Source organism: Pseudomonas sp. Pc102, assembly GCF_018408275.1.
Classification (GTDB): Bacteria; Pseudomonadota; Gammaproteobacteria; order Pseudomonadales; family Pseudomonadaceae; genus Metapseudomonas; species Metapseudomonas tohonis.
The window spans coordinates 2088246-2101664 of record NZ_AP021905.1 but is presented as its reverse complement, the minus strand read 5'-3'; the positions used below and the strand labels follow the sequence as shown (position 1 = coordinate 2101664).

The window sequence follows — 13419 nt, the reverse complement described above, 5'->3', positions numbered from 1 at the left end:
GATGAGCGAGAACCTGATTGAAATCCGCGACCTCGCGGTCGAATTCGTCACCGGGCAACACACCCAGCGGGTGATCGAGGGCGTGAGCTTCGACATCCGCAAGGGCGAGACACTGGCACTGGTCGGCGAGTCCGGCTCGGGCAAGTCGGTGACCGCGCACTCCATCCTGCGCCTGCTGCCCTACCCGCTCGCCCGCCACCCGGCCGGGAGCATCCAGTACGCCGGCAAGGACCTGCTCAAGCTGCCCGAGGCCAAGCTGCGCGGCATCCGTGGCAACCGCATCGCCATGGTCTTCCAGGAGCCCATGACCTCGCTCAACCCGTTGCACAGCATCGAGAAGCAGATCAAGGAAGTGCTGGCCCTGCACAAGGGCATCAGCGGCAAGGCCGCCACCCAGCGCACCCTGGAGCTGCTGGAGCTGGTGGGCATCCCCGAGCCGGCCAAGCGGCTGAAGGCCTACCCGCACGAGCTTTCCGGCGGCCAGCGCCAGCGGGTGATGATCGCCATGGCCCTGGCCAACGAGCCGGAGCTGCTGATCGCGGACGAGCCGACCACCGCACTGGACGTCACCGTGCAGCTGAAGATCCTCGAGTTGCTCAAGGAATTGCAGGCCCGCCTGGGCATGGCGCTGCTGCTGATCACCCACGATCTGAACCTGGTGCGACGTATCGCGCATCGCGTATGTGTCATGCAGCGCGGTTGCATCGTCGAACAGGCGTCGTGTGAAGAATTGTTCCGTGCACCACAGCATCCCTATACCCGGGAACTGCTCGCCGCCGAGCCCTCGGGCAAGCCGGTGGACAGCCCGCAGGGGCCGCCGTTGCTGGAGGTGGACGACCTGCGTGTGTGGTTCCCGGTGAAGAAGGGATTGCTGCGCCGCACGGTCGACCATGTGAAGGCCGTGGACGGTATCGACTTCACCCTGCACCAGGGCCAGACCCTGGGCATCGTGGGTGAAAGCGGTTCCGGCAAGTCCACGCTGGGCCTGGCGATCCTCCGGCTGCTCGGCAGCCAGGGCGCCATCCGCTTCCAGGGCCAGGCCCTGGAGGGGCTCTCGCAGAAGGAGGTGCGTCCGTTCCGGCGCCAGATGCAGGTGGTGTTCCAGGACCCCTTCGGCAGTTTGAGCCCACGCATGTGCGTGGGCCAGATCGTCGGGGAAGGCCTGAAGATCCATGGCATGGGCACCGAGGCGGAGCAGGAACAGGCCATCATCGACGCGCTCCTGGAGGTGGGGCTGGATCCGGAAACCCGGAACCGCTACCCCCATGAGTTTTCCGGCGGGCAACGGCAACGGATCGCCATTGCCCGGGCATTGGTGCTGAAACCGGCGCTGATCCTGCTGGACGAGCCCACTTCGGCGCTCGACCGGACGGTGCAGCGCCAAGTGGTGGAGTTACTGCGCTCGCTGCAGGCCAAGTACAACCTGACCTACCTGTTCATCAGCCACGACCTGGCGGTGGTCAGGGCCCTGAGCCACCACCTGATGGTGGTCAAGCACGGCAAGGTGGTTGAGCAAGGCCCTGCCGAGACGGTCTTCGCCGCACCGCAGCACACTTATACGAAGCAGTTGCTGGAAGCCGCATTCCTGGCTCCGGAAACTGCCAATTAACCAGAAGAGGAAGAACGCACATGGGTTTTCTCGCCGGTAAGCGCGTACTGATCGTTGGCGTCGCCAGCAAACTGTCCATCGCATCGGGCATCGCTGCTGCCATGCACCGTGAGGGCGCCGAGCTCGCCTTCACCTACCAGAACGAAAAGCTGAAGGGCCGTGTGGAAGAGTTCGCCGCAGGCTGGGGCTCCAACGCCGACCTGTGCTTCCCCTGCGACGTCGCCAACGACGACGAGATCGCAGCCGTATTCGAGGCCCTGGGCAAGAAGTGGGACGGCCTGGACTGCATCGTCCACTCCGTCGGCTTCGCACCGGGCGACCAATTGGACGGTGACTTCACCGAGGTCACCACCCGCGAGGGCTTCCGCATCGCCCACGACATCAGCGCCTACAGCTTCGTGGCCCTGGCCAAGGCCGGCCGCGAGCTGATGAAAGGCCGCAATGGCAGCCTGCTGACCCTGTCCTACCTGGGCGCGGAACGCACCATGCCCAACTACAACGTGATGGGCATGGCCAAGGCCAGCCTGGAAGCCGGCGTCCGCTACCTGGCCGGCAGCCTCGGCCCGGAAGGCACCCGCGTCAACGCCATCTCCGCCGGTCCGATCCGCACCCTTGCCGCTTCCGGCATCAAGAGCTTCCGCAAGATGCTTGCCGCCAACGAGAAGCAGACCCCCCTGCGCCGCAACGTGACCATCGAGGAAGTCGGCAACGCCGGCGCCTTCATCTGCTCCGACCTGGCCTCGGGCATCAGCGGTGAGATCCTCTACGTCGACGGTGGCTTCAACACCACTGCCATGGGCGCGATCGAAGACTGATCGCCCCGGACGTGGAAAAGCCCGCCATCAGGCGGGCTTTTTCATGGGGGCTCGACAGCCGGCATTTGCGCAGCCTTTGGCCCGGCTGCAGGCCGGGAAGAGCTCCGCTCCCTCCCCTTTTCTCCCGGGCATGAAAAAGGCCGCTTCCGCGGCCTTCCTCAATCACGCCAGGTCGATCAGAAACGCTCGACCTTGGCTTCCGCTTCCAGTTGGCGACGGTAGGCAGCGAAATCCTGCTGACCGCTGCGCGAAGCCAGGAAACGGCCATACATGGCCTTGTCCTGCTCGGATAGCGCGTCCTCGGGCTGGCTCACGCCATTCAGGCGGATCACCACGTAGTCGCCATTGCTCAGCTTCAGGCTGGAGAAGGTCGGCTTGTCGGCAGACTCGGGCTTGCCCATGCGGAACAGGGTCTGCAACAGGGCGGGGTCTACACCTTCCTGGCTGCGGGTGGCGGCCTCGACCACGTTCCAGGTCTGGCCTTGCGGCGCCTGGGTAGCGGGGGTCTTGCCTTCACGCAGGCTGGCCAGCAGCTCATCGGCCTTGGCCTTGGCCGATTCGCTGGCCTTCTCCTGGGTCAGGTGCTGACGGATGCTGTCGATGACGGAAGCCAGTTCTAGCTGGGTGGGCTTGCGGTGCTCCTTGGCACGCAGGACGACCACGGTGTCCGGATCAAGCTCGATGGCGCCACTGTTGCCGCCGTCTTCAAGGACCTCGGGGCTGAATGCAGCCTGCAGGACCTGGCGATTGGCAGTCAGGCCTTCGCCACCCTCACGACCGAAGGGCGCGCTGGTCTGGACCTTGAGGTTCAGCTCCTGGGCCGGCTGGGCCAGGTCGGACGCCTCGAATGCGGAGTCCTCCAGTTCCTTGGTGGCTTCGACGAAGCGCTGCTCGACCTGTTGGGTCTTCAGCTCGCGGACCATCTTCTCCTTCAGGCTGTCGAAGCTCGGCACTTCGGGGGCCTGGATCGCCAGCAGCTTGATCAGGTGCAGGCCGTAGGGCGTGCGCACCGGAGCGGAGACTTCGTCCTTCTTCAGGGCGTAGAGCGCGTCCTCGAACGCCGGCTCGTAGACACCGCGACCGGCGAAACCGAGGTCACCACCGTTGGCAGCGGAGCCGGGGTCCTGGGAGAACTCCTTGGCCAGGGCGGCGAACGCCTCGCCCTTGTCCAGGCGCTGCTTGATCTCGTCGATCTTGGCCTTGGCCTGCTCTTCGGTCTGCTGGTCGTTGATCTCGACCAGGATGTGGGCCGCGTCGCGCTGCTCGGAGAGGTTGCCGATCTCCTTGTCGTACTGGGCCTTGAGGTCGTCCTCGCTGACTTCGACCTGGCTGAAGAAAGCTTCTTTCTTCAGTTCGACGTATTCGAGCACGACCTGCTCCGGGCTCATGAACTGGCCCTTGTGCTCGTCGTAGTAGGCCTGGATCTCGTCATCGCTGACCGTGACCGCCTTGGGGTCGGCCTTGAAGGTCAGGGTCGCGAAGTCGCGGGTCTGCTTCTCCAGACGGGCGAAGGCACGGATTTCCTCGTCAGTGACGAAGCCACTGCCGGCAAGGCCTGCGCGCAGCTGGCCGACGAGCATCTCCTGCTCGAGCATCTGGCGGAACTGCAGGCGGGTGTAGCTCATCTGGCGGATCACCTGATCGAAGCGATCAGGGTTGAACTTGCCATCGACCTGGAATTCGGGGGTCTGCAGGATCAGTTGATCCAGGGCAGGCTGCGAGAAGGCGAAACCGGACGACTTTGCGCCTTGCAGCAGCAGCTTGCGCTCGATCAGCCCCTTGAGGGCGGCTTCGCGCAGCAGCTTGTCGTCCAGCTGGGAAGCATCGAAGTCCTTGCCCAATTGCTGCATCAGCTGGCGGCGCTGCATGTCTGCGGCCTGGCTCAACTGGTCGAGGGTGATCTCCTCACCGTTGACCTTGGCGGCATCCTGGCGATTGCTGGTGGCATTGAAGATGGCGTCGAAACCCGTCAGCGCGAGCAGCGCGATGATGACGCCGATAATGGTCTTGGCAATCCATCCCTGTGAATTGTCCCTGATGTTCTGCAGCATGCGTCCCCCAGAAACGGCTGTACCGAATAAAACAGCCGCGCAGCGCGGGTAGAGTCCGGATATAAGAAAGGCGCATCCGAGGATGCGCCTTCTCTCGTAACTGGCGGAGCGGTCGGAAGCTGGGCTTCCTGGACGCGGGGTATTCCCCGTGGTCTACCGCTCCGCTGCCAGCCAGGGCGAGGCCCCGGCTGGAAGGGCAAAGCCCGAAAGACGCTTAGTTGACGGCGTCTTTCAGAGCTTTACCAGCTTTGAAGCCAGGGATCTTGGCAGCAGCGATCTTGATCGGCTTGCCAGTCTGCGGGTTACGGCCAGTGCGAGCAGCGCGCTCTTTCACAGCGAAAGTACCGAAACCTACCAGCACCACGGAATCACCAGCCTTCAGAGCGCCAGTGACGGATTCGATAACTGCGTCCAGCGCACGGCCAGCGACAGCTTTCGGGATATCAGCAGATGCGGCGATGGCATCGATCAGTTCCGACTTGTTCACTCTTAAGTCCCCTTATTTCTGTTGAGTTTGTTTCTTAGTTGTTTGGTGTAAGCAAAGCGGGTGCTGGATGGCCTGCCGACACATAAGAGCCGCTTTATAACAAGGGCTAGAAAAATGTGTCAAGAAAGCCCCCCGGCTAATGCGTGCTGATTCGCTCCTTGGAATCAGACTCGCGCTTGTCATCCTTTGCAACCATCTCGGGAGCCGCATCGGGCAAGGGCTCCGGGGCGTATTGCAGCGCAATTTGCAGGACCTCGTCAATCCATTTAACAGGTTTAATGGCCAGGTCCTGCTTGATATTTTCGGGAATCTCTTTCAGATCACGCACATTCTCTTCGGGGATGATCACAGTCTTGATCCCGCCCCTGTGAGCAGCCAGCAATTTCTCTTTCAGACCCCCGATGGCGAGCACCTGACCACGCAGGGTGATCTCCCCGGTCATGGCCACATCGGCCCGCACGGGAATCTGCGTCATGGCCGAAACCAACGCGGTGCACATCCCGATACCCGCGCTCGGACCATCCTTCGGGGTCGCCCCTTCCGGCATGTGGATGTGGATGTCACGCTTCTCGTGGAAGTCCGCGGGAATACCGAGGCTCTTCGCGCGACTGCGCACGACGGTCAAGGCAGCCGTGATGGATTCCACCATCACATCGCCCAGCGAACCGGTCTTGGTCAGCTGGCCTTTGCCAGGAACCACAGCGGCTTCGATGGTCAGCAGTTCGCCGCCGACCTGGGTCCAGGCCAGGCCGGTGACCTGCCCGATCTGGTCCTGCAGCTCGGCAAGGCCATAGCGGAACTTGCGCACACCAAGGAAGTGCTCGAGGAACTCGGCCGTTACCAGCACCTTGAAGCGTTTCTCGCGGGCGTGCTCCTTGACCGCCTTGCGGCACACCTTGGCCAGTTGCCGCTCAAGGCTGCGCACGCCCGCCTCACGGGTGTAATAACGGATGATGTCGCGAATCGCGGCCTCATCGAACTCCAGCTCGCCCTTCTTGAGGCCGTTGGCCTGGGTCTGCTTGGGCGCGAGGTACTTGGTGGCGATATTGACCTTCTCGTCCTCGGTGTAGCCCGGAAGACGGATCACTTCCATGCGATCCAGCAGCGGCGCCGGAATGTTCATGGAGTTGGCTGTGCAAAGGAACATCACGTCGGAAAGGTCGTAGTCGACTTCCAGGTAATGGTCGTTGAAGTTGTGGTTCTGCTCGGGATCGAGCACTTCCAGCAGCGCAGAGGCGGGGTCGCCACGCATGTCGCTGCCCATCTTGTCGATCTCGTCCAGCAGGAACAGCGGGTTACGTACGCCGACCTTGGTCATCTTCTGGATCAGGCGACCCGGCATGGAACCGATGTAGGTCCGACGGTGACCGCGAATTTCAGCCTCGTCGCGCACGCCACCGAGGGCCATGCGCACGAACTTGCGGTTGGTGGCGCGAGCGATGGACTCGGCCAGCGAGGTCTTGCCGACGCCGGGCGGACCGACCAGGCAAAGCACCGGGCCCTTGACCTTCTTCACGCGCTTCTGCACGGCGAGGTACTCGAGGATACGATCCTTGACCTCCTCGAGGCCGTAGTGATCGGCATCGAGGATATCCTCGGCCTTGGCGAGGTCGAGACGCACCTTGCTCTCGGCCTTCCAGGGCACATTGACCAGCCAATCGATATAGGAACGCACCACGGTGGCTTCCGCGGACATCGGCGACATCTGCTTCAGCTTGTTCAGCTCGGCATTGGCCTTGGCCAGCGCTTCCTTGGTCAGGCCCGCGTTGTCGATGCGCTTCTTGAGCTCCTCGATCTCGTTGTGGCCTTCATCGATGTCACCCAGTTCTTTCTGAATGGCCTTCATCTGCTCATTCAGGTAGTACTCGCGCTGGCTGCGTTCCATCTGCTTCTTCACGCGGCCACGGATACGCTTCTCGACCTGCAGCAGGTCGATCTCGGCATCCAGCAACGCCAGCACGTGCTCGACGCGCTCGGGAAGCTCGGTGATTTCGAGGATTTCCTGCTTCTGCTCGATCTTCAGCGCCATGTGAGCAGCCATGGTGTCCACCAGGCGACCGGGCTCGTCGATGCTGTTCAACGAGGAAAGCACCTCGGCGGGCACCTTCTTGCCCAGTTGCACGTACTGCTCGAACTGGCTCAACAGGCTACGGGTGAAGACCTCGGACTCGCGCTCGCCAGCGTCCACCTCATCGATGAGGGAGACCTCGGCGCGACAATGGCCATCGACCTCGGTGAAACGCTCGATCGAACCACGTTGCTCGCCCTCGACCAGCACCTTCACGGTGCCGTCGGGCAATTTCAGCAATTGCAGGACGGTCGCAACGGTGCCGACCCGGTAGAGGGCGTCTTCGCCCGGATCGTCATCGGCCGGATTCCTCTGCGCCAACAGAAGAATTTGCTTGTCCCCGGTCATCGCGGCTTCGAGGGCCTCGATGGATTTTTCACGGCCCACGAAGAGTGGGATGACCATGTGCGGATAGACCACGACATCACGCAATGGCAGGAGAGGCAATTCAACGGTTGTCTTCATGATTTCAGCTCTACAGCGGCCAATGGCCGGTAACAGATGGGATAACCCTGGGACCTAAGATGGGGGCAGGTCCGGGAAAAAACAAGCGCTGTAGTAGGAAATGCAAAGGGGCCCGGAGGCCCCTTTGTTTCATCAAGCGTCAGGCGCGGCCTTGGCCGGCTGCTCGCTGTTCTCATAGATCAGCAAGGGCTTGGAAGTGCCTTCGATGACACTCTCGTCGATCACCACTTTGCTCACCTCGGTCTGCGAGGGGATTTCGTACATGGTATCGAGCAGAATGCCTTCGAGGATGGAGCGGAGGCCACGGGCACCGGTCTTACGCTCCAGAGCGCGGTGGGCGACTGCCTTCAGCGCATCGGGACGGAATTCGAGATCGACCCCTTCCATCTCGAAGAGCTTGGCGTACTGCTTGGTCAGCGCATTCTTAGGCTCGGTGAGGATCTGCATCAGCGCGGCCTCGTCGAGCTCGTCCAGCGTGGCGATGACCGGCAGACGACCGACGAACTCCGGAATAAGCCCGAACTTCACCAAATCTTCCGGCTCTGCGTCACGCAGGGCTTCGCCGACCTTCTTGCCCAGCTCGACACTGCGGACCTCGGCATTGAAGCCGATGCCGCCGCGAGCGGAACGGTTCTGGATGACTTTCTCCAGACCCGCGAAAGCACCACCACAGATGAACAGGATATTGCGCGTATCGACCTGCAGGAACTCCTGCTGCGGATGCTTGCGACCACCCTGGGGCGGAACCGAAGCGACAGTACCTTCGATGAGCTTCAACAGCGCCTGCTGCACGCCCTCGCCCGACACGTCACGGGTGATGGACGGGTTGTCGGACTTGCGTGAAATCTTGTCGATTTCGTCGATATAGACGATGCCCATCTGGGCCTTCTCGACGTCGTAATCGCACTTCTGCAGCAGCTTCTGGATGATGTTCTCGACGTCCTCACCCACGTAGCCCGCCTCGGTGAGGGTGGTGGCATCGGCGATGGTGAAGGGAACATTGAGCAGACGGGCCAGCGTCTCGGCCAGCAGCGTCTTGCCCGAGCCGGTCGGGCCGATCAGCAAGATGTTGCTCTTACCGAGTTCGATATCGTCTTTCTTGTCACGCTGGTTGAGGCGCTTGTAGTGGTTGTAGACCGCTACGGCCAGCACCTTCTTGGCACGTTCCTGACCAATGACGTACTGATCGAGGATGGTGCGGATTTCCTTGGGCGCGGGCAGCTTGTGCGCGCTGTTCTCGGCCTGGGCTTCCTGCACCTCCTCGCGGATGATGTCGTTGCACAGGTCCACGCACTCGTCGCAGATAAAGACCGAGGGGCCGGCAATCAATTTGCGCACTTCGTGCTGGCTTTTGCCGCAGAAGGAGCAATAGAGCAGCTTGCCGTTGTCCTCGCCATTGCGGGTGTCAGTCATTCGATCAATCCAATCGGGATAGGCATGAAACACAAGATGAAGGCAAATGCGGGCATTTTCAAGCCCGCGAAGCGGCCGGAGATGTTCCGGCCGCGGTATTGCGGAACCGCTTAGCTCGCCAGTTGGCGCTTGCTGTGGACCTGATCGATGAGGCCGTACTTGACTGCCTCTTCACCGCTCATGAAGTTGTCGCGATCGGTATCGCGGGCGATGACGTCGATCGGCTGACCGGTGTGGTCGGCGAGGATCTTGTTCAGGCGCTCACGGATGGTCAGGATCTCGCGGGCATGGATCTCGATGTCCGAAGCCTGGCCCTGGAACCCCCCAGCGGCTGGTGGATCATCATCCGCGAATGCGGCAGGCAGTAGCGTTTGCCGGCAGCGCCACCGGCGAGCAGGAGCGCGCCCATGCTGCAGGCCTGGCCGATGCAGGTGGTGGAAACGTTGGGCTTGATGAACTGCATGGTGTCGTAGATCGACATGCCAGCCGTCACCGAACCGCCCGGGGAGTTGATGTAGAGGTGGATATCCTTGTCGGGGTTCTCCGCCTCGAGGAAGAGGAGCTGCGCCACGACCAGGTTGGCCATGTAGTCCTCGACCGGACCGACCAGGAAGATCACCCGTTCCTTGAGGAGGCGCGAGTAGATGTCATAGGCACGTTCGCCACGGGCGGACTGCTCGATCACCATGGGCACGAGGCCACCAGCGGCCTGGATATCAGGGACCTGTTGCTGCATATAAGAATTGCGGGACATGTCCAGCGATCACTCCCTAACTAATGTCATGTCTCAAAGACGCATAAGCCAGCGCGGAGGCTGGCTTATGGTGTGCTCGAACGAGGCGAAACGATCAGGCGGCTTGCGGAGCTTCTACCGGCTTGACTGCATCTTCGTAGGAGACCGCTTTATCGGTCACGTTGGCCTTCTGCAGGACAGTATCTACAACTTGTTCTTCCAGCACAACAGAACGCACTTCGTTCAGTTGCTGGTCGTTCTTGTAGTACCAGGCCACGACTTGCTCGGGCTCCTGGTAAGCGGAAGCCATTTCCTCGATCAGCTCGCGAACGCGGGCGTCATCGGGCTTGAGCTCGAACTGCTTGACCACTTCGGCGACGATCAGGCCCAGCACGACGCGGCGCTTGGCTTGCTCTTCGAACAGTTCGGCCGGCAGTTGGTCGGGCTTGATGTTGCCACCGAACTGCTGGACGGCCTGCACGCGCAGACGATTCACTTCGTTGCCGATCAGGGCCTTCGGCACTTCGATCGGGTTGGCAGCCAGCAGGCCGTCCATCACCTGGTTCTTGACCTTGGACTTGATGGCCTGGCGCAGCTCGCGCTCCATGTTCTTGCGGACTTCGGCGCGGAAACCTTCCAGGCCGCCTTCTTTGATACCGAACAGGGCGAAGAACTCGTCGTTCAGCTCCGGCAGTTGGGGAGCGGAGACGCTGTTCACGGTGACGGTGAACTCAGCGGTCTTGCCGGCCAGATCGAGGTTCTGATAGTCCTCGGGGAAGGTCGGGTTGATGACGCGCTCTTCGCCGGCCTTGACGCCGACCAGTGCCTCTTCGAAGCCCGGGATCATGCGGCCGGAGCCCAGAACCAGGGCAGTGCCCTTGGCCGAACCGCCGGCGAAGGCTTCGCCGTCGATCTTGCCCACGAAGTCGATGTTCAGTTGGTCGCCATTCTCGGCGGCACGCTCGACGACTTCGAAGCGGGTGTTCTGCTTGCGCAGGATTTCCAGCATGTTGTCGACATCGGCGTCAGCCACGTCGGCCTGCAGGCGCTCGATGGCGATGGAATCGAAACCGGCAACCTGGAACTCGGGGAACACTTCGAAGGTGGCGATGAACTCGAGGTCCTTGCCCTTCTCGAACACTTTCGGCTCGACGGAAGGCTGGCCAGCCGGGTTGAGCTTCTGCTCGACGACGGCTTCATAGAAGGAGGACTGGATCAGATCGCCCAGAACTTCCTGACGAGCGGAATCTTCGTAACGTTGACGGATCACGCTCATGGGCACCTTGCCCGGACGGAAGCCAGCGACTTTCGCGCGACGAGCAGTCTGCTGAAGACGCTTGGTGACCTCAGTCTCGATCCGCTCAGCCGGAACGCCAACAGTCATACGGCGCTCGAGAGCGGAGGTGCTTTCAACAGAAACTTGCATGGATATTCCTCGTTGCAGACGTTAGCCGGCCGGACCGGCCCCATAATCAAGGGCATGCATTCTAGAGGAGCGAAATGCAGAAGTCACCCCAGCGGCGACGGCAGATGCAACAGCGCTTTTTCCGCCCTTCCCCCGGCTCCGGCAAGCCTTCCTGCGAAGGCCTCGCGGCCAGGGATTACGCCGCCTGGCGCACCACTGGAATGAGGACCGCGGAGGGTGCTTATAATGCGCGACGCCTCCCGCCGACCGACGAAACAACCATGGAAAGTCACGCCCTCAGCAAGGTAATGCTGGTCGAGGACGATCAGAAGCTCGCCCGCCTGATGTCCCAGTACCTCTCCGAACACGGCTTCGAGGTTCGCCAGGTGCACCGTGGCGACACCGCGCTCGACAACTTCGTCGACTTCCGTCCCCAGGCGGTGATGCTCGACCTGATGCTCCCCGGCCAGAGTGGCCTGCACGTCTGCCGCGAGATCCGCCGCATCGCCGACACGCCGATCCTGATGCTCACCGCCAAGGAGAGTGACCTCGACCACATCCTCGGCCTCGAATCGGGCGCCGACGACTACGTGATCAAGCCCATCGAGCCGCCCGTCCTCCTCGCTCGCCTGCGCGCGCTGCTACGGCGCCATGCCCCCGCCGGCGGCGAGCGCGACAGCCTCGAGTTCGGCCGCCTGAATATCGATCGACGCCGCCGAGGCGCCGAACTGGGCGGCCAGGACATCGAACTCACCACCATGGAGTTCGAACTTCTCTGGCTATTGGCCGGCCAAGCTGGCGAGATCCTTTCCCGCGACGAGATCCTCAACCGCACCCGCGGCATCGGCTTCGACGGTCTCAACCGCAGCGTCGACGTCTGCATCAGCAAGCTGCGCGCCAAGCTGCAGGACAACCCTCGCGAACCGGTACGGATCAAGACCGTGTGGGGCAAGGGCTACCTGTTCAACCCCCTGGGCTGGGAGAGCTGAACCATGCTGCGCCTGTTCCTGCGCCTCTATCTATTGCTCGCGGTGGGCTTCGGCGGCGCCATCTTCGTGGTCGACCACGTCATCTCCACCCTCTTCGCCCCGAGCCTCGAGGAATACAACCGCGAAGCGGTGCGCGGCCAGGCCTATGCCCTCACCGAGCGCCTGCGCCAACTGGACGCCGCCGGCCGCGCGCGCCAGATGGATGACTGGCGCCCCCACTACGGCCTGCGCCTGGAGCTGAAGGACGCCAGTGACCTCGCCCTGGACGAGCGCGAGCGCAAGCTGATCCTCAACGACCTGCTGGTCACCCGCGAGAACTACACCCGCTATATAAGTCGCATCGACGACGGCCCGCAGCTGCTGGTGATCGACCTGCCCGCGGAGCCGGCCGGCACCCTGCTCTACACCATCGGCGCCTACCTGCTGCTGGGCTTCCTGGTGGGCCTGGTGCTGTTCCTCTGGGTCCGCCCGCACTGGCGCAACCTGGAGACCCTGCGCCTGGCTGCCCAGCGCTTCGGTGACGGCGACCTCGGCACCCGCACGCCGGTATTCCGCGGCTCTGACTGCCGCAAGCTGGCGGAGCACTTCAACCAGATGGCCGATCGCATCGAAAGCCTGATCAGCAACCAGCGCGAACTGACCAACGCCGTCTCCCACGAACTGCGCACCCCCATTGCCCGCCTCAGCTTCGAACTGGAACAGATGGCCCGCCGCTCCGACCACCCCGACCACCAGGCCCTGGTGGACGACATGCGCGCCGACCTGGGCGAGCTGGAAGGGATGGTCTCCGAACTGCTCACCTACGCGCGCCTGGAGCACAGCGCCGTAGGCTCGCACCGCGAGAACATCGACGCTGCCAGCTGGCTGGAAAGCGTGGTCGCCGATGTGGCCCTGGAAGCCGAAGCGGCCGGCGTTCGCTGCGAAATCAGCACCTGCGCGGTGGATAGCCTGCGCATCGAGCCCCGCTTCATGGCCCGCGCAGTGATCAACCTGCTGCGCAATGCCATCCGCCATGCCGACCGCCGGGTGGACGTCGCCCTCCTCCAGGACGGTGACAGCTACCAGATCCAGGTCAACGACGACGGCCCCGGCATCCCCGAGGAGTCACGCCAGCGGGTCTTCGAACCCTTCTCCCGCCTCGACGAGAGCCGCGACCGTCGCACCGGCGGCTTCGGCCTGGGACTGGCCATCGTCCACCGTGTCGCGCAATGGCACGGTGGTCACGCCGAAGTGCTGGACGCACCGCAGGGCGGCGCCTCCTTCCGCCTCAGCTGGGCCCGCCAGGGCTGAGGAGCCGCTTCACAATCTTTCACAGACTGCAGACAAAGCCAGGCGGACTGCCCCGCCCCACCGCCCTTAGCATCGTCTCCCTGATCACCCAGGG

The 13419-nt window shown here is 62.7% G+C and carries 9 protein-coding genes and 1 pseudogene; 4 read left to right on the top strand and 6 right to left on the bottom strand.

Features of this window, described 5'->3' with window-relative positions:
* The first annotated feature begins 1 nt into the window (after window position 1).
* Both PHLH3_RS09790 and fabI read left to right on the top strand, forming a co-directional pair.
* On the top strand, window positions 2-1609 hold the full coding sequence (locus PHLH3_RS09790; RefSeq protein WP_173178810.1) for an ABC transporter ATP-binding protein: 1608 nt from the start codon (window positions 2-4) through the stop codon (window positions 1607-1609).
* 20 nt (window positions 1610-1629) lie between these two features.
* Window positions 1630-2424: an enoyl-ACP reductase FabI gene (fabI, locus tag PHLH3_RS09785; protein WP_173178811.1), complete on the top strand. Its 795-nt coding sequence runs from the start codon at window positions 1630-1632 to the stop codon at window positions 2422-2424.
* 176 nt (window positions 2425-2600) lie between these two features.
* On the opposite strand, the gene PHLH3_RS09780 is transcribed toward fabI, so the two are convergent.
* From PHLH3_RS09780 to tig, 6 genes and pseudogenes are all read right to left on the bottom strand, one after another.
* Window positions 2601-4475 carry a SurA N-terminal domain-containing protein gene (locus PHLH3_RS09780; RefSeq protein ID WP_213629045.1) on the bottom strand — a complete coding sequence of 625 codons (1875 nt, stop codon included), beginning with the start codon at window positions 4473-4475 and terminating at the stop codon, window positions 2601-2603.
* Window positions 4476-4689: 214 nt separating this feature from the next.
* Window positions 4690-4962: a nucleoid-associated protein HU-beta gene (hupB, locus tag PHLH3_RS09775; RefSeq protein WP_003087931.1), complete on the bottom strand. Its 273-nt coding sequence runs from the start codon at window positions 4960-4962 to the stop codon at window positions 4690-4692.
* Between the two features lie 136 nt (window positions 4963-5098).
* Window positions 5099-7495 (bottom strand): endopeptidase La, encoded by a 2397-nt coding sequence (gene lon / locus PHLH3_RS09770; protein WP_213629044.1) that lies wholly within the window; start codon window positions 7493-7495, stop codon window positions 5099-5101.
* A 132-nt stretch (window positions 7496-7627) separates the two neighbouring features.
* Window positions 7628-8908 (bottom strand): ATP-dependent Clp protease ATP-binding subunit ClpX, encoded by a 1281-nt coding sequence (gene clpX / locus PHLH3_RS09765; protein WP_111261325.1) that lies wholly within the window; start codon window positions 8906-8908, stop codon window positions 7628-7630.
* A 110-nt stretch (window positions 8909-9018) separates the two neighbouring features.
* Window positions 9019-9662 (bottom strand): annotated as a pseudogene (gene clpP, locus PHLH3_RS09760) (ATP-dependent Clp endopeptidase proteolytic subunit ClpP).
* 94 nt (window positions 9663-9756) lie between these two features.
* A complete protein-coding gene (tig, locus tag PHLH3_RS09755; RefSeq protein ID WP_213629043.1) occupies window positions 9757-11067 on the bottom strand; it encodes a trigger factor in 1311 nt (436 codons plus the stop codon).
* Window positions 11068-11327: 260 nt separating this feature from the next.
* Between tig and PHLH3_RS09750 the strand changes: the two genes are divergently transcribed.
* Both PHLH3_RS09750 and PHLH3_RS09745 read left to right on the top strand, forming a co-directional pair.
* A complete protein-coding gene (locus tag PHLH3_RS09750; protein WP_213629042.1) occupies window positions 11328-12035 on the top strand; it encodes a winged helix-turn-helix domain-containing protein in 708 nt (235 codons plus the stop codon).
* A 3-nt stretch (window positions 12036-12038) separates the two neighbouring features.
* Window positions 12039-13325 (top strand): ATP-binding protein, encoded by a 1287-nt coding sequence (locus PHLH3_RS09745; RefSeq protein WP_213629041.1) that lies wholly within the window; start codon window positions 12039-12041, stop codon window positions 13323-13325.
* The last annotated feature ends 94 nt before the right edge of the window (window positions 13326-13419 follow it).

Coding starts and splice junctions, on each gene's coding strand:
- PHLH3_RS09790 (WP_173178810.1), top strand. CDS start 2: ATGAGCGAGAACCTGATTGAAATCCGCGACCTCGCGGTCGAATTCGTC.
- fabI (WP_173178811.1), top strand. CDS start 1,630: ATGGGTTTTCTCGCCGGTAAGCGCGTACTGATCGTTGGCGTCGCCAGC.
- PHLH3_RS09780 (WP_213629045.1), bottom strand. CDS start 4,475: ATGCTGCAGAACATCAGGGACAATTCACAGGGATGGATTGCCAAGACC.
- lon (WP_213629044.1), bottom strand. CDS start 7,495: ATGAAGACAACCGTTGAATTGCCTCTCCTGCCATTGCGTGATGTCGTG.
- clpX (WP_111261325.1), bottom strand. CDS start 8,908: ATGACTGACACCCGCAATGGCGAGGACAACGGCAAGCTGCTCTATTGC.
- tig (WP_213629043.1), bottom strand. CDS start 11,067: ATGCAAGTTTCTGTTGAAAGCACCTCCGCTCTCGAGCGCCGTATGACT.
- PHLH3_RS09750 (WP_213629042.1), top strand. CDS start 11,328: ATGGAAAGTCACGCCCTCAGCAAGGTAATGCTGGTCGAGGACGATCAG.
- PHLH3_RS09745 (WP_213629041.1), top strand. CDS start 12,039: ATGCTGCGCCTGTTCCTGCGCCTCTATCTATTGCTCGCGGTGGGCTTC.